We start from the raw sequence: 15,743 nt of genomic DNA, 5'->3' as shown, positions 1-15,743 counted from the left end.
TACCTTCTTGCGGGTTACATACCTGCGGTTTCGCGCTCGACGGCATGCCGAGCCCGCTCTCGAGCCCAGCGCTGCGCGTCGAGCACCTCATCCACGGTAGCTGGTTCTGCGGCCCACTGGTCGGCAGCGCGCAGCACCGACTCCACGGTGCGCACGATGGCAGGGAACCGGATGCGTCCATCCAGGAAGGCCTCGGCGGCCTCTTCGTTCGCGGCGTTGTACACCGCAGTCAGGCAACCACCGCGCCTGCCGGCCTCCCGGGCGAGCTCCACCGCGGGGAACACCGTGTGGTCGAGGGGCTCGAACTCCCAGGTCGAGGCGGTGCTGAAGTCGCAGGCCGCGGCGGCGCCGGCGATTCGCGCCGGCCAGCCCAGCGCCAGTGCGATCGGCAGTTTCATGTCCGGCGGGCTGGCCTGCGCCAGAGTCGAGCCGTCGGTGAACGTGACCATCGAGTGCACGATCGACTGCGGATGGACCACGACGTCGATGCGGTCGTATTCGATGCCGAACAGCAGGTGGGTCTCGATCAGCTCGAGGCCCTTGTTGACCAGTGACGCCGAGTTGAGCGTGTTCATCGGTCCCATCGACCAGGTGGGGTGCGCGCCGGCCTGCTCGGGGGTGACGTGTTCGAGCGCGTCGGCGGTCCAGCCGCGGAACGGCCCACCGGAGGCGGTGAGCACGAGCCGGTCGACCTCGTCGGGGCTGCCGCCGCGCAGACACTGGGCCAGCGCCGAGTGTTCGGAGTCCACCGGCACGATCTGGCCTGGCGCGGCCGCTCTGAGTACCAGTGGACCGCCGGCCACCAGGGACTCCTTGTTGGCCAGTGCCAGCCGGGCGCCGGTGGCCAGGGCGGCCAGCGTCGGCTCCAGCCCGAGTGCGCCGACGAGCGCGTTGAGCACGACGTCGACGCCGGTGGTTTCGGCCACCGCCTCCACGAGCCGGGTGGCCGCCTGCGGTCCGGTGAAAGGTACGTCGCCGACCGTGGCCGCAGCGGCGGGATCGGCCACCGCGACGTCGGTCACCCCGGTCTGGCGACATTGACGCGCGAGCAGCTCGGCGTTGCCGCCGCCGGCGGCCAGCCCGACGACCTCGAAGCGGTCGGGGTTGGCGGCGATGACCTCGAGCGCCTGGGTGCCGATCGATCCCGTGCTGCCCAGGATCAGCACCCGAAGTCTGTCCTGCTGCTCCGTCTCACCGGCTCCCGTCACCCGTTCATTGTGCCGCGCACCCATCCGGTGCCCGCGCCGTAGGCGGGGAAAGCCGCCGAGGTATGACGCAACTGTGACGTCGCAGGCGCGCGCCCATCCAGGCCGCCGTCGGCACGGAATCACCCGTGTCAGCACATGGCGGGCAACTCCAGTCCGCTCACGAAGGGATGGAAAGCGATGATCACAGTTCACCGGAAGACGGTCGCCGCGGCGGGCATGGCAGCCTTGGCGATCTTCGGCGCCGCCGCGTGTTCGAACGACAGTTCCTCGGAAACATCCGGGGGCACAACCGAAACCAACACCACGACATCGATGGCCGAACAGGCCACCACCTCGGCGGCCCCGACGACCGGCGCGATGGCCGATCCCGCCGCGAATCTGGTCGGCACCGGGTGCGCCGCCTACGCCGAACAGGTCCCGGAGGGCCCCGGTTCGGTGTCCGGGATGGCCACCGAGCCGGTGACCGTCGCCGCGTCCAACAACCCGATGCTGCGGACACTGACCCAGGCGTTGTCGGGTCAGCTCAATCCGGAAGTCAACCTCGTCGACACCCTCAACGGCGACGAGTTCACCGTGTTCGCGCCGACAGACGATGCGTTCGCGAAGATCGACCCGGCCACCATCGAGCAGCTCAAGACCGACTCCGAGCTGCTGACGAGCATCCTGACCTACCACGTCGTCCCCGGACAGGCCGCGCCGGACCAGGTCCCCGGGGAGCATGCGACGGTGCAGGGCGCGACGGTCAACGTCACCGGCACCGGTGACGGCCTGCGCGTCAACGACGCCGGCCTGGTGTGCGGCGGCGTGCAGACCGCCAACGCCACCGTGTACATGATCGACACGGTCCTGATGCCGCCGGCCAATTGATCCGGCGATGCGATGGGAAAAGTTCTCCGCCCCAACCCATCCATCCGGTGGGCGGTTCCGAACAGCAGATGTAGATCGACAATCACACAGCGTCCGCGTCGCCGGTGCGCTGCCCGAAAGGAGCTCCAGAAAATGACTGTCAACGGAAAAGCCTTTGCAGGAGCGGGATTCGCGGTGGCCGCCGCGATCGGCCTCTCACTGGGAACGGCCGGTACGGCCGCCGCTGCACCGGTCGGCCCAGGCTGCGCCGCCTACGTCGCGCAGGTCCCCGACGGCCCCGGCTCGGTGCAGGGCATGGCGCAGTCGCCGGTCACCGTGGCCGCATCGAACAACCCGATGCTGACCACCTTGACCAAAGCTGTTTCAGGACAACTGAATCCGGCGGTCAACCTTGTCGATACGCTCGACGGCGGCCAGTTCACGGTATTCGCGCCGACCGACGCCGCGTTCGCCAAGCTCGACCCTGCGACCGTCGAGCAGCTCAGGACCGATGGCCCGTTGTTGACGAACATCCTGACCTACCATGTGGTTCCGGGCCAGGCTGATCCGTCGGCGGTGATCGGCACTCACAAGACGGTGCAGGGCGCCGATGTCACTGTCACCGGTAACGGTGATCAGCTGAAGGTCAATGACGCGTCGGTGGTGTGCGGTGGCGTCCAGACCGCCAACGCCACGGTGTACATGATCGACTCGGTGCTGTTGCCGCCGGCCTGACGATCACAGCGCCGGGGGCGGTCAGGCCAACGTCGCCCTGGCCGCCCCCTCCGGCCGGTTCACTCTCTGACCTTGGCGATCACGGTCTCTGCGAATCGCTCGATCGGACCGCGGAATCGCTCTACGTCGTCGGACTCGCCGGACTGCCCGGCGCCCATCCACGGCGCGCACATGACGGAGGTGATGCCCTCGTCCCGTGCGCGCCGGTACATTTCGACGCTCGGTGGCTCCAGCAGTGCGAGCAGAATCTCGAACGGCTCGTGTTCGCGTCCGTATTCGCGGCGCAACTCGGTCAGCCGCCGTGCGTAGCCGACGGCTTCGTCCCACCGGTAGGCGTAGCCGACCCAGCCGTCACACAGGCGGGCGGCCCGCCGCAGCGCGGCCTCGGACTCGCCGCCGACCAGGATCGGAACGGGTTGGGGCGGGTGCGGTTCGATCATCATCTCCGGCACGTCGTAGAACTGGCCCCGCCAGGACACCCATCCGCCCTGCCACAGCGCCCGCAGCGCCGGGATCATCTCGTCCAGCCTCTTGCCGCGGGTGCCGAAGTCCTGTCCCATCAATGCGTATTCCTCACGCATCCAACCGATCCCGGCCGCCAGCGACACCCGCCCCTCGGACAGCACCGCTGCGGTGGCGACCTGTTTGGCCACCTCCACCAGCGGTCGCGCCGGTGCGATGTAGACGGCGTTGGAGAACCGGAGCCGGGTGGTGACGGCGGCCATCGCCCCGGTCAGCACCCAGGCATCGGGCCATGGCGTCTCCGGCGGCCACGGCGGAGTGCCGCTGTCGGAATCGGGATAGGGCGACCGCAGTTGGCGCGGATATACCATGTGATCCGACGTCACCATCCCGTCGTAGCCTGCCTCGTCGAGCATGCGGGCCACCGCGACCGCCTCGTGTGTCTTCAGAAACGCCGAGCCCGACCAGAATTGCACTGTTTTCATCCTTCCGTTCCCGCTGTCTTGGTTTCTCTAGCCGACTTTGCGGGCAGCATCAAAGACATGCCCGCCGTGTTGTGGTTTCGCCGGGATCTTCGGCTCTCCGATCACCCCGCCTTGTTGGCGGCCGCGGAAACCGATGGCGAGGTGTTGGCCTGCTACGTGCTCGACCCCCGACTCACCGCATCGGCTGGTGCGCGCCGACTGCGGTACCTCCATGACGCGCTGGCGGAACTGAGGACCGCTCTGGGCGGCCGGCTGCTGATTCTCGAGGAGGATCCGCGGACGGCGATCCCCCGCGCCGCCGATGCGGTGGGCGCGTCCTCGGTGCACGTGTCCGAGGAGTTCACCCCGTTCGCGACGCGACGCGACGAGCAGGTGCGCGCGGCACTGGGCGACGTCGAGTGGGTGGCGACCGGATCGCCGTACCTGGTCTCCCCGGGCCGGGTCACCAAGTCCGACGGCACCCCGTTCAAGGTGTTCACCCCGTTCTTCGCGGCGTGGCGTGAGCACGGTTGGCGCAGTCCGGCGTCGTCGTCGGCGGCTTCGGCCATGTGGATCGACCCGGCCGAGGTGTCCGGCCTCGATCCGATCGGTGACCTGCCCGTTGCGGAGGCCGAACTCGACCTGCCCGCGGGCGAGTCCGCCGCGCGACGGCAATGGGGGCGGTTCGTCCGCGACGGGCTGAGATCCTACGGCGACCAACGGAACCGCCTCGACGTGACGGGCACGAGTCGGATGTCGGCGCACCTCAAGTTCGGCACCATCCACCCGCGCACGCTGGCTGCCGACATCGGCGACGGTCAGGGACCGCAGGCGTATCTGCGCGAGCTGGCGTTCCGCGACTTCTACGCCTCGGTGCTGCACGCGTGGCCGGACAGCGCGTGGTGGAACTGGAATCCGGCGTTCGACGCGATCGAGGTCGACGAGGACCGCGACGCCGAGCGGGTGTTCGAGGCGTGGAAGGCGGGCCGGACCGGTTTTCCCGTCGTCGACGCCGGGATGCGTCAGCTGGCTGCGACCGGCTTCCTGCCCAACCGGGTCCGCATGATCGTCGCCTCCTTTCTGGTCAAGGATCTGCACCTGCCGTGGCAGTGGGGAGCGCGCTGGTTTCTCGATCAGCTCGTCGACGGGGACATCGCCAACAACCAGCACGGCTGGCAGTGGGTGGCCGGCAGCGGCACCGACGCCGCACCGTACTTCCGGGTGTTCAATCCAGCGCTCCAAGGCGCCAAGTTCGATCCGTCGGGCACCTACGTACGCCGCTGGGTCGAGGAGCTCGCCGAGCTGCCTGCCGACGTCGATGTGCACCGTCTCGGCGCTGACCGGCCGGCCGGCTATCCCGCGCCGATCGTCGAGCACAAACAGGAACGTGCCGAGGCGCTGCACCGGTACGACGAGGTGGCGTCGGCCCGGGCGGGCAGCACTACGGCAGCCCGTAGTAGGACTGTGCCAGAATGACCGCAGGACATGCCGCCCGATCGTGAGGAGCAGCTGTGGCAAGCACCGAGGTGGAACGACACACCGGCGTCGACGTCGAGGACGTGCCGTCCGCGCAGTGGGGCTGGTCATCGGAGAATCCGCGGGTCATCCAGATCGGCGGCCTGCTGGCCACCGCGTTCCTGCTGCTGCTCACCCACGGCAACCACACCGGTCGCGTCGAGGACTGGTTCATGGTCGGCTTCGCCGCGGTCACGTTCGCGTTCGTGGCCCGCAGCTGGTGGGTGCACCGGTACCGCGACCTGCAGTAGGTCAGTCCCCCGCCGAGATCGGAACCAGGTCGGCGCCGTCGACCGGATACCACAGCGCGGCGCTGCGGAAGTCCTCCGCCGGTGACACCTGGCCCCCGCGGCCACAGTTGAGCAGCGCGTGTCGTTTGAAGGCCCGCGCGGCGGCGCTGAGCCGGTGCCGGACCGCGGTGAATCGCCGATCGGCGGCGGCCAGGTCCGACGCTCCCCATACGGTCACTTCGGTGCGGCCCTGAGTGAGGGCACGCTGCACCTCCCTACGGAGGTCGGCGTCGCGGTCGAGCACGGTCGCGTCCACCGCCCACGCGGTGGCAGACCGCTCACGCAACGCCTGCGCGACCGGCGTGACGTCATCTGCGCGCACTCCCATGATCTGCAGGGCCCTGAGGTCCTGCTCGGCCGGCACGACCACGGTGACCTGCCAGCCGGCCCGCACCCGGTCGCACAGCCAGCCACCGGCCGCTGCGACGACGCTGGGCACGTCGGCCGCGACGACGGTGAGGTCGTAGGTCAGAAGCGGTTCGGAAGGACTGCGGGCTGCGGTGCCGGCGCGTTCGAACGGGGCAACCCGGTCGCCTGCACAGCCGTCGCCTTCCCACTTGTCGACACCGTCCTCGGCGTCCACCTCGAACGTGCCAGCGCTCACCGTTAGCCTCCCTCGAAGCTCACCGCGCGACGGGAATCGCGCCCACCCAGCGTGACACTCGCTCTGTGATCTGTAAAGTGTCAATCGCGTCTCGAACGCGCAGCGATACGCCGTCGCGCTGCCAACGTGGCGCGCCGCCAACGGGATCGGGCGCTACGACGCCCGCGCCGGCGGTAGCGCTGTCTCGACAGGCGTCAACCGGTCGGGCAGGCCGGCCGCGCGCCGGATCTCGCCGAATGCGTCGATCATCGCGTCGGTGGCTTCATGCGGATCGCGCAGCGTCTGGTCGTCGGTCAACACAGAGATCGCCAGCTGGTCCACGTAACTCCACACCGTGATGTTCATCCCGCTGCCGGCGACGATCGGGCCGACCGAGTAGATCTCGTCGATCGTGGCGCCCCCGAACACACCGCGTTGCCGGGGCCCCGGAACGTTGGAGATGGTCAGGTTCATCACCATGGCCGACTCCACTCGCCGCGCCTGGCTGCGAAAGAGGCTCGGCGTCAAAGCCGGTGGCAGGTAAGCCAGCCACGAGGGCAGCAACATCTCCCCGAGCAGATGGTGGTTCTCCTTGGCGATTGCGGTCGAGGTGGCCGTCAGCCGGACCCGCTCCAGCGGGTCGTCGATGTGCACGGGCAGCGACGGCGTGATGTAGGAGAACTCGTTGCCGGTCAACCGATCCGGCGAGGTGTCGAAGCTGATCGGGACGCCCGCGATCAACGGCGCATCGGCACGCTTGTCGTAACGCAGTTGCAGGGAGCGCAGCGCGCCGGCGGCTGTGGCGAGCACGATGTCGTTGACAGTCACCTGCAGATGCTTCGCGGTCTGCTTGACATCGGCCAGGGCCAGCGGCGCCGTCGCGAAGCGACGGCCCGGGCTGACGACGTGGTTGATGAAGGTGCGCGGGGGCGCGAAGTTGCGGGCCAGGTCGGGATGGGCCCCGCGCAGTCGTGCCTGCCTGCGCACCCGCGACACCCCGGTGGCCGTTTCGTTCAACAGGCCCGGCAGCCTGCGCAGCTGCCGTAGGTGGTCACGGCCGGCAGCCCGCAGCAGATGCGCTCGGGCACGGGATTCGGGTGCCGCCGTCGGCAGCGCTCCGCCCACCGCGGGCTCGTCGGCCTGGATGGCCATGGCGAGCTGGTTGGCCGACGCGACGCCGTCGGCGAGCACGTGATGCACCTTGTGAATCACAGCGATCTTGTTGTCCGCCAACCCTTCTGCGACATACATCTCCCACAGCGGGCGCTTGCGGTCCAGCGGTGTGGCGGCGATCTCGCCGATCAGCCGGTCCAGTTCGCGCCGGCCGCCCGGGGCTGCGACGCGTGCGCGTCGGATGTGATAGGCGACGTCGATCTCGGCGTTCTGCACCCACATCGGATGATGCAGTTTGCCGGGGATGTCGATCAACTGGTAGCGCAGCGGCGCCAGCGCATGGAGCCGCGGCAGTGCCGCGGTGCGAAACAGGTCGAAGTCGAACCCGCCCAGCCGGGAGACGTCGAGTATCCCGATCTTCAGTGTGTGCATGTGGATCTCGGGGGTCTCGCTGTAGAGCATCATGGCGTCGACACCGTTGAGTCGTTTCATTGGACAGTCCCCGTTCGCTAGCCGAACGCCGTGTACCCACTTGTCGCGCGATTGTCCCACGCGAGCGCTGTCGCGTGGGTTTGTAGACTCGTTGCCCGGAGCGACAGGGAGGATGCCTCGATGAGCCTGGTGGCGGGGCGCGGCCCACTGAGCGGGGAACGCGCGGGGATCCTGGTCGGGCCCGACGGGGTGACTCCGGTGCACGGGGACTGCGTGTACCTGGAACCGCACCCGCGCCGCATCGAGGCCTTCCGCGGTGAGACCCGGGTGCTCGACACCGAAGGCGCCTGGATGGTGCACCGCCGCGGCGACGTCCTGCGTTATGCATTCCGCATCGAGGAGATCGGCGACCTCCCCGGCGAGCCGGTGCCGGAGGCGCCGGGCTATGTGACGGTGCCCTGGGAGGCGGTGGACCGCTGGTGTGAAGAGGGTCGCCGGCTGGTGCACTACCCGCCCAACCCGTACCACCGCGTCGACTGCCGGGCCACGTCGCGGCGGCTACTCGTCAGCGTCGCGGGCACCACGCTGGTCGACACCACCGACACCGTCATCGTGTTCGAAACCGCCTTGGCGCCTCGGCTGTACGTGGGCCGCTCGGCTGTCCGCACGGACCTGCTGGTGCCGTCGCCGACGACGAGCTACTGCAACTACAAGGGGTATGCGACCTACTACCACGTCGTGATCGGCGACCGGGTGGTCGAGGACGCGGCGTGGAGCTATGAGAACCCGATGGCCGAGAGCCATGCCATCGGCTCACTGCTGAGCTTCGACGAGACCCGGGTCGCCGTCGAAGCCGAGCTGCCCCGCGCCGAGTCCTGAAGAACCGGCCCGCGGGAGCGGGCCGGTTGGGTAACTTCGGCCGGGTGTCGACGCTGACGAACCGCCAGATCGTGTTGCGCCGCCGACCGCACGGGCTCCTGCAGCCCGGCGACACCGAGCTGGTCACCGCGCCCGCACCTGAGCCGGCCGACGGCGAGGCTCTGGTCCGCACCACCTACGTGGGGGTCGACGCGGCGGTGCGTACGTGGCTCGACGAGGCGCCCGGCTATCTGCCCCCGGTCGGCATCGGCGAGGTGATCCGCGCGGCGGGGATCGGTCAGGTGATCGAATCCCGTTGCGATCGTTACGCTGTCGGCGACATCGTGACCACCCTGACCGGGTTCGCCGAGTACTGCCTCGTGCGCGACGATCTGTTCACCACGCCGGTGGACGGACCTGCCGAGCAGGTCGATCAGCGCGCGGTCATGTCGATCTACGGCCCGACGGGCGCGACCGCCTATTTCGGCATGACCGGCATCGGTCGTCCGCAGCCCGGCGAGACGGTCGTGGTGTCGGCCGCGGCCGGGGCCACCGGCTCGGTGGCGGGCCAGATCGCCAAGATCGCCGGCGCGCGGGTGGTCGGGATCGCCGGCGGCGCCCACAAATGTCTCGCGGTCGTGGAGGACTTCGGCTTCGACGCGTGCATCGACTATCGCAGCGAGGATCTGGCCGCCGCGCTCAAGCGGCACTGCCCGCGCGGGGTCGACGTGTACTTCGACAACGTCGGCGGACCGATCCTCGACGCCGTGCTGGGCCGGCTGGCGCACAAAGCCCGCGTGGTGCTGTGCGGGGTGATCTCCAGCTACCTGACCGGTGATCATCCGGGGCCGGCCAACTATGTGAACCTGCTGTCCAAGACGGCGCTGATGCAGGGTTTCAACGCCCTCGACGAGTGGGGGCGCTTCGGCGAGGCGTTCGCCGACCTACGCCGGTGGCACGACGACGGGCTGCTGGTGCATCGGGAACACATCTATGACGGCGTGGAAGCCTGCGTGGACGCCCTCAACGGGCTGTTCACCGGGGCCAACATCGGCAAGACGCTGGTCGAACTTGCGCAGGCACAGCCGATTTCGAAGCTCATCGCGCAGCGATGACGGCGGCGCCGAACTGTTCGATCGCCTCGATTGCGTGGGCCAGGCTGTCACCCGGGATGCCGACCTGAATCCAGGTGACGCCGAGCGCCGCCAGGTGTTCCACCCCCGCCAGGTATGCCTCGGGGTGGAAATCCTCGCCACCGGGATTTCCGCCCACGTCGTTGGTGATCGCGATGTCGATGTCATGCGGGTCGCGGCCGGCCTGGTCCAGTCGTCGCCGCAGATCGTCGATGTGCCGGGCGAGTTTGTCGTTCGAGTCCAGGGGGTCGGTGCGCGCGGTCTGCGCCAGCACCGCGGGGGCGCGGAAGGGGCACCAGCCCTGCCCGTACCGAGCGACGCGTGCGCGCGCGGCCGCGGTGTTCCCGCCGATCCAGATCGGTGGATGGGGTTCGCTGACGGGACGCGGGTGCGCGGTGATCCCGGAGGCGTTGAAGTGTCGCCCTTCGACGGTCAGGTCGTCGGTGGTCCACACCTCGCGGATCACCTGCAGTGACTCTTCGAACAGCGCCGCACGCTCCTCGAAATCCACTCCCAGAGCCGTGAATTCACGCTTCAGATAGCCGACTCCGACAGCCAGGGTGAAGCGGCCCCAGGACATCAGGTCCAGCGTCGCGCCCGCTTTGGCGACGACGAACGGGTTGCGGTACGGCAGCACGATGATGTTCGGGATCAGGCGCAACCGGGACGTGTGGGCCGCGGCGAAGCCCATCGCGACGAACGGGTCCAGGGCGTCGTGCCCACCTGCCTGCAGCCAGCGCTGCGTCGGCGCCGGGTGGTCGGTGAAGCCGAAGCCGTCGAAGCCGGCCCGTTCGGCTGCGGTGGCCACTGCGGCAATGCCGGGGCCGGTGACCAGTTCGGGGTTGTACGGGTGGCTGTGCATCGGATGGGTGATGGTGAACCTCATTGTGCAACGCTCCTATCCGCATGCCAGAACTGCCTTCTTCTCCGTAGAGAATGTCGTTACCATGCGGTGAGCGGAAAGTACAGCGCATCGGAAAGCACGGGGTCAGAAGTTGCAGCGACCGGAGATCGGGGTCTACGTCCCCCAGATGGGTTTCTCGTTCGAGGAGGTCGCGCACCGCGCGCACCGCTGCGAAGAACTCGGCATCGATTCGCTGTGGTTGTACGACCATCTCTACGGGCCGGGGATGCCCGAGATCGACTCGCTGGAGGCGTGGACGCTGGCGACCGCGCTGCTGTGTCGGACTCAGCGGCTGCGTGTCGGGCACATGGTGTTGTGCAACCAGTTCCGGCATCCGGTCACGCTGGCGAAGATGGCCACCACGCTCGACCAGATCTGCGCCGGCCGACTGTCCCTGGGGCTGGGCAGCGGGTCGATCGAAGACGAGCACCGCCGCGCCGGGCTGCCGTGGGGCACCTTCGCCGAACGCTCCGAACAGCTTGCCGAAACCCTCGAGATCCTGCGTCAGGCGTTCGACGACGAACGAATCGACTACGCCGGCAACCACTTCCGCGTGGCCGACATGCCGGTCAAGCCAGGGCCGGTGCAACGTCCCCGGCCGCCCATCGTGGTCGGCGGGGTCGGTGAGAAGTACACCCTGCCCCTGGTGGCCCGCTACGCGGACGTGTGGAACGTGCCGACCTACGCGCTCGACGTCATCGACGACAAGATCGCTGCGCTTCATGCCGCGTGTGAGCGCGCCGATCGCGACCCGGCGTCGATCGTGATGTCCATCGAGGCGGTGCTGGCTCTGGCTCCTGACGATGCCGCCCTGCCGCAGGTGCGGGGCCTGGCCGAAAAGCGCTTCGGCGGACCTGGATTCGGGCTACACGACACCGACCTGATCGGCACCCCGGGGCAGATCGTCGAGCGACTGGGCGCGCTGGTCGACAAAGGGTTCGGCCAGATCGTGCTGTTCACGCATGACCGCGCGTCGGACCAGACGCTGGAACTGCTGGCGCGCGAGGTGATACCGCACCTCTAGGGTCGTGGCGCTGCGTACGCCGGGCGGCCCAGCCCGAGCACCTGTTGGGCGATCATGTTGCGGAACACCTCCAGGGTGCCGCCGTAGATGCCGGTGGGTCCGGCCAGTCGGAACAGGTACTCGGCGCCCAGACCGTCCGGTACCGCCGAGGCCGGCCCGCAGATGTCCATGAGGTCGGGGGTGAGGTCACGCAACGTCTGGGCGATGGCCACCCGGCCGAACATCGCCGGGCTGCTCAAGGCCGCCTCCAGACGCGCGACGCCGCGCCCCAACCGGTAACCGACCGCGTCGTCGGCGAGTCGCCCGTCGGTCGCCACCTCCCCCGCGATCCGGTCCACCGCTTCGGCCAGCAGCAGCGCGTGTTCGGTCATCGTCGCGAGCTTCTGCAGGCCGCTGTCGTCACGGTCGACGGTGCCGTGCTCGACGGCAAGCGCGTCCCGCAGGACCGCCCACCCGCCGTTGACGGGGCCGACCCGGTAGCGGTCGTCGACGTGGACATCGCTGTAGTAGGTGATGTTGGTGCGGTCACCGTCGACGGTGCGCAACGGCTGGATCTCCACACCGTCCGCGTCGAGCGGCACCAGGAACATGGTCAGACTCTGGTGCTTGGGGGCGTGCGGATCGGTGTTGGTGATCAGGAAGACGAACTGCGCGTTGTGGGCGTTGGACGTGAACATCTTGGAACCGTTGACGATCCAGCCTGATCCATCGCGCACCGCCCGCGTCTTGCAGGTGGCCACGTCCGATCCGCCCTCGGGTTCGGTGTAGCCCAGGCACAGCCGGTAGTGCCCGGAGAGCACGTGCGGGATGATCTCGGCCTGCAGCTCTTCGGTGCCGAACCGCGTCACCGCGTGGGCCACCATCGCGGTGGTGCCCCAGTGGAACCACGGCGTGTGCGCTCGACCGACTTCCAACTCGAAGATGCGCCGTTGCACCGCGGTGAACCCGCCGTCGGCTTCGGACCGGAAATCCCGCTCGAGGTAACCCGCCGCCGCCAGTGCCAGGTGGACACCCTCGTCGAAGTTCTCGCCGGTCCGCCGGTCCCGCTCGAGGACCTCGTCGGTCACCACGTCGGCAAGGAATGCTCGCAGTTCGGCGGCGAAGGCGCGGTCGGTGTCCGACAGCTCGACGGCGGCGAAATCCATGTGCTGACCTTCCTGGCGCATTACACGGCGACACCCCGCAGCGTGACATCGGGACGCGTCTTTGTAAAGTGGGGCCCACGGCCGCGCAGTGGGCCTCCCGGACGAACGGAGCATCGTGGGAATCGTGACGACGACGTCGGAGACCGCGTTTCGGCAGTCACCCGAGGAGATCTACGATTTTGTGACCAACCCGGCGAACTGGCCGAAAACCTATCCGGGCAGTGCGCATGTCGGCACCGTCCCCGACAAGCTGCCGCTGCAGGTGGGTGACACCTGGACCGAGACGGGCCCCGACGGCAACCGGATCTTCACGTGGCACCTGGCGATCGCCATGCGGCCCCGGCTGTGGGTGTTCAACTCGGTCGGCAACCTCGGTCACGACGCCGACGGCACCGGCGGCATGCCGGGACGAATCACGGTGCGCTACAAGTTCACCCGGCCCGGACAGGACATCACGTTGTTCAGCCGCACGATGACGGTCGAGGCATACAAGGAATCGCCGCTTCCGGACAAGTTCTTCCGGATCGTCAACCCCGCCAACATCGATGCCTACCATCAGGCGATCGCGCGGGAACTCCAAGGTCAGGACAGCAGCGCCTGACGCAGCACCGCGGCCTGGAGATCGAACAGTCTGACGCTGGTGTCCCAATCGGGCAGCAGCGAGTCGAATCCGTGGCAGGTACCGGCGAAGACGTGCAGCGCCGTGGTGACTTCGGCCGCCAGCAGCCGCTGAGCGTAGAAGATCGCCTCGTCGCGCAGCGGGTCGAGCTCTGAGCAGGTGATCGTCGTGGGCGCCAGTCCACTGACGTCCTCGTGGCGCGCCGGTACCGATGCGCTTCCCGGTACCTGCCCGGCGAGGTAGTGCTTCCACATCCACTGTGCCGCTTCGGCGTCGAACCCCGGCGTGCTGGTGAACTCGCGCTTCGACGGGGTCTCGCGGTCGTCGAGAACCGGTTGATGCAGCAGCGTGCACACCACCGGCGGCGCCTGCCCGGCTGCGGCCCGCTGCGCCAGCCCGGCCGCCAGCGCGCCGCCCGCGCTGCTGCCGGCCACCGCGATCGCCGCGGGATCCAGACCCAGTTCGACGGCACAGCGGACCGCCCAGTCCAGCACGGTCGCCGCATCGTCGAGCGCGGCCGGGAACGGATGTTCCGGAGCGAGCCGGTAGTTCACCGACACGACGGTGCACCGCGCGCGTCGAGCCAGTTCGACGCATTGGCGGTGGTCGGTGTCCAGGTTGCCGATAACGAACGCCCCGGAGTGGCAATAGATCACCGCCGGCGAGGGCGCGGGTCCGCCGCGGTAGATGCGCACGGTGATCTCGTGTCCGTCGGGGGCGGCGACCTCGCGCTGTTCGACCTCGATGCCGATGGTGTCGATGTGGATCGCGGCCTCGGCGCGCCGCTGGTTGAGCCCGTCGCGCACCACACCGAGCACCGGCGGCGACAGGTCCGTGCGGGCGGCGACCAGGTGTCGCAGGGCCGGATCGAGACGGTCGACGAGGCTGCGGGTCATGTGCGTCTCACCGCCGTCCTGCCCCGTGTGCGCTCACCTCGACGTCGCGGCGCACGGCGGGCGGCGCGAAGGTGTAGTCGCCGGCCCGGAACCAGCGCGTCATGGCCCAGAACGCGCGGGCGCTGCGCGGCCACTGGGTCACCACGCGGCCGTTCGCGGCGCGGAAGTAGTTGCTGCACCGGGTCAGCCACACGGTGCCCTCCATCCATCGGTCGATCTTGGCGAGGTAGCGCGCCGTCACCTCTGAGCGCACCTCGATGAAGTCCTTGTCGGTGCGGCGCAGGTGTTTCAGCGCCCGCACGATGTAGCGAGCCTGCGCTTCCAGGATGAAGATGACGCTGTTGGAGCCGACGTTGGTGTTGGGGCCGTAGAGCATGAAGAAGTTCGGATAGCCGGGCACGGTCATCCCGAGGTAGGCGAACGCGCCGTCGCGCCAGGTGCGCCGCAGCGGCGTGCCTCCCGCGCCGAGGACCTCGATCTGACCGAGGTAGTCGGCCGCCGCGTAACCGGTCGCGCACAGCACCACGTCGACGTCGAGTTCGGTGCCGTCCTCGGTGATCAACGACCGCGACCGCAGTGCGCGCGCCGCGCTGGACACCACCTCGACGTGGGGTGCGGCCAGCGCCTGCAGGTAGTCGGTGGCGAAAACCAGGCGCTTGCACCCGAGCGGGTGCTCGGGGATCAGCCGCTCGCGCAACGAGTCCTCAGGGATGGTCTTCTCGAGGGTGTTCAGCGCGATGGCGCGGAATTCCTGGGTCTTGTCGCTGCCGTTCTCGATCACCGAGATGTTGGACTCGCTGCGCAGCCACAGCCGTGTGCGGTAGAACTTCTTGGCCAGCGGCACGTGGGCGAACACCCACTTCTCCCGATCGGTGTAGGGCCGGTCCGGTTTGGGCAGCACCCACGTCGGGGACCGTTGCACCGAATAGACCGTGTCGGCGACCTTTGCGACCTCGGGGACCAGTTGCGCTGCGGTGGAACCGGTGCCGAGCACCGCGACACGCTTGCCGCGCAGATCGACCGAGTGGTCCCAGCGCGCGGTGTGCATGACGGTGCCGGTGAACGGCTCCTCCTCGGTCAGAGTGGGCATCACCGGCTGGGTGAACATCCCGACGGCCGAGACGACGATGTCGAAGGTGTAGTGCTCGCCCGCGGAGGTGTCGAGCCGCCACGTCCGGGCCGTTTCGTCCCAGTGGGCCGACACCACCTCGGTGTTGAGTTTCAGGTGCGGGCCCAGTCGGTAACGCTGCGCGCAGCTTTCGAAGTAGTCGAGGATCTCGCGCTGGCCCGACCACAGCCGCGACCACGACGGGTTCAGCGCGAACGAGTACGAGTACAGATGGGATTTGACGTCACACGCCAGTCCCGGATAAGTGTTGATGCGCCAGGTCCCGCCGACGCCGTCCTCGCGGTCGAAGATCGTGAAATCGTCGAATCCGGCTCTGCGCAGGAAGATTCCGAGTGCCAGCCCGCCCGGTCCGGCGCCGATGATTCCGACCGACAGCCTCTTCGCCAT

At 68.6% G+C, this 15,743-nt stretch carries 16 protein-coding genes; 8 read left to right on the top strand and 8 right to left on the bottom strand.

Annotated elements, in window-relative coordinates; all coding sequences use genetic code 11:
- Window positions 1–14: 14 nt before the first annotated feature.
- Complete coding sequence (gene dxr / locus ACQI46_RS17560) at window positions 15–1,232, bottom strand: 1-deoxy-D-xylulose-5-phosphate reductoisomerase (RefSeq protein ID WP_427095296.1); 1,218 nt, start codon at window positions 1,230–1,232, stop codon at window positions 15–17.
- 153 nt (window positions 1,233–1,385) lie between these two features.
- Between dxr and ACQI46_RS17555 the strand changes: the two genes are divergently transcribed.
- Together ACQI46_RS17555 and ACQI46_RS17550 are read left to right on the top strand one after the other, a co-directional pair.
- Window positions 1,386–2,075 (top strand): fasciclin domain-containing protein, encoded by a 690-nt coding sequence (locus ACQI46_RS17555; RefSeq protein ID WP_427095295.1) that lies wholly within the window; start codon window positions 1,386–1,388, stop codon window positions 2,073–2,075.
- Between the two features lie 132 nt (window positions 2,076–2,207).
- Window positions 2,208–2,789, top strand: a complete 582-nt coding sequence (locus ACQI46_RS17550; RefSeq protein ID WP_427095294.1) for a fasciclin domain-containing protein — start codon at window positions 2,208–2,210, stop codon at window positions 2,787–2,789.
- Between the two features lie 59 nt (window positions 2,790–2,848).
- On the opposite strand, the gene ACQI46_RS17545 is transcribed toward ACQI46_RS17550, so the two are convergent.
- Window positions 2,849–3,727, bottom strand: a complete 879-nt coding sequence (locus ACQI46_RS17545) for a TIGR03619 family F420-dependent LLM class oxidoreductase (protein ID WP_427095340.1) — start codon at window positions 3,725–3,727, stop codon at window positions 2,849–2,851.
- 66 nt (window positions 3,728–3,793) lie between these two features.
- Here ACQI46_RS17545 and ACQI46_RS17540 point away from each other — a divergent pair, with 66 nt between their 5' ends.
- Complete coding sequence (locus tag ACQI46_RS17540) at window positions 3,794–5,191, top strand: cryptochrome/photolyase family protein (protein ID WP_427095293.1); 1,398 nt, start codon at window positions 3,794–3,796, stop codon at window positions 5,189–5,191.
- Window positions 5,192–5,226: 35 nt separating this feature from the next.
- A complete protein-coding gene (locus ACQI46_RS17535) occupies window positions 5,227–5,481 on the top strand; it encodes a DUF2631 domain-containing protein (RefSeq protein ID WP_427095292.1) in 255 nt (84 codons plus the stop codon).
- A 1-nt stretch (window position 5,482) separates the two neighbouring features.
- Here the strand turns inward: ACQI46_RS17535 and ACQI46_RS17530 are convergent, their stop codons facing one another.
- Together ACQI46_RS17530 and ACQI46_RS17525 are read right to left on the bottom strand one after the other, a co-directional pair.
- The gene (locus tag ACQI46_RS17530; RefSeq protein ID WP_427095291.1) at window positions 5,483–6,124 is read right to left on the bottom strand and encodes a hypothetical protein; all 642 of its coding nucleotides are present in this window, start codon (window positions 6,122–6,124) and stop codon (window positions 5,483–5,485) included.
- A 153-nt stretch (window positions 6,125–6,277) separates the two neighbouring features.
- Entirely contained in the window at window positions 6,278–7,708 is a 1,431-nt protein-coding gene (locus ACQI46_RS17525) for a WS/DGAT/MGAT family O-acyltransferase (protein ID WP_427095290.1), read from the bottom strand.
- Between the two features lie 120 nt (window positions 7,709–7,828).
- Between ACQI46_RS17525 and ACQI46_RS17520 the strand changes: the two genes are divergently transcribed.
- Together ACQI46_RS17520 and ACQI46_RS17515 are read left to right on the top strand one after the other, a co-directional pair.
- On the top strand, window positions 7,829–8,527 hold the full coding sequence (locus ACQI46_RS17520; protein WP_427095289.1) for a DUF427 domain-containing protein: 699 nt from the start codon (window positions 7,829–7,831) through the stop codon (window positions 8,525–8,527).
- 44 nt (window positions 8,528–8,571) lie between these two features.
- The gene (locus tag ACQI46_RS17515) at window positions 8,572–9,621 is read left to right on the top strand and encodes an NADP-dependent oxidoreductase (protein WP_427095288.1); all 1,050 of its coding nucleotides are present in this window, start codon (window positions 8,572–8,574) and stop codon (window positions 9,619–9,621) included.
- Here ACQI46_RS17515 and ACQI46_RS17510 read toward each other — a convergent pair.
- Complete coding sequence (locus ACQI46_RS17510; protein WP_427095287.1) at window positions 9,605–10,525, bottom strand: LLM class F420-dependent oxidoreductase; 921 nt, start codon at window positions 10,523–10,525, stop codon at window positions 9,605–9,607. The genes ACQI46_RS17515 and ACQI46_RS17510 overlap by 17 nt on opposite strands.
- 109 nt (window positions 10,526–10,634) lie before the next feature.
- Here ACQI46_RS17510 and ACQI46_RS17505 point away from each other — a divergent pair, with 109 nt between their 5' ends.
- A complete protein-coding gene (locus ACQI46_RS17505; protein WP_427095286.1) occupies window positions 10,635–11,567 on the top strand; it encodes an LLM class flavin-dependent oxidoreductase in 933 nt (310 codons plus the stop codon).
- Here ACQI46_RS17505 and ACQI46_RS17500 read toward each other — a convergent pair.
- On the bottom strand, window positions 11,564–12,712 hold the full coding sequence (locus ACQI46_RS17500; RefSeq protein WP_427095285.1) for an acyl-CoA dehydrogenase family protein: 1,149 nt from the start codon (window positions 12,710–12,712) through the stop codon (window positions 11,564–11,566). The two genes, ACQI46_RS17505 and ACQI46_RS17500, sit on opposite strands and share 4 nt — an antisense overlap.
- 115 nt (window positions 12,713–12,827) lie before the next feature.
- Here ACQI46_RS17500 and ACQI46_RS17495 point away from each other — a divergent pair, with 115 nt between their 5' ends.
- Window positions 12,828–13,313, top strand: a complete 486-nt coding sequence (locus ACQI46_RS17495) for an SRPBCC family protein (protein WP_427095284.1) — start codon at window positions 12,828–12,830, stop codon at window positions 13,311–13,313.
- Here the strand turns inward: ACQI46_RS17495 and ACQI46_RS17490 are convergent.
- The gene (locus tag ACQI46_RS17490) at window positions 13,295–14,227 is read right to left on the bottom strand and encodes an alpha/beta hydrolase (RefSeq protein WP_427095283.1); all 933 of its coding nucleotides are present in this window, start codon (window positions 14,225–14,227) and stop codon (window positions 13,295–13,297) included. The two genes, ACQI46_RS17495 and ACQI46_RS17490, sit on opposite strands and share 19 nt — an antisense overlap.
- Before the next feature lie 7 nt (window positions 14,228–14,234).
- Window positions 14,235–15,743: a flavin-containing monooxygenase gene (locus ACQI46_RS17485; RefSeq protein ID WP_427095282.1), complete on the bottom strand. Its 1,509-nt coding sequence runs from the start codon at window positions 15,741–15,743 to the stop codon at window positions 14,235–14,237.

This window comes from Mycobacterium sp. SMC-4 (assembly GCF_050205565.1).
Taxonomy (GTDB): Bacteria; Actinomycetota; Actinomycetes; order Mycobacteriales; family Mycobacteriaceae; genus Mycobacterium.
The sequence above is the reverse complement of the archived record's forward strand: the minus strand, read 5'-3'. Positions and strand labels throughout refer to the sequence as shown.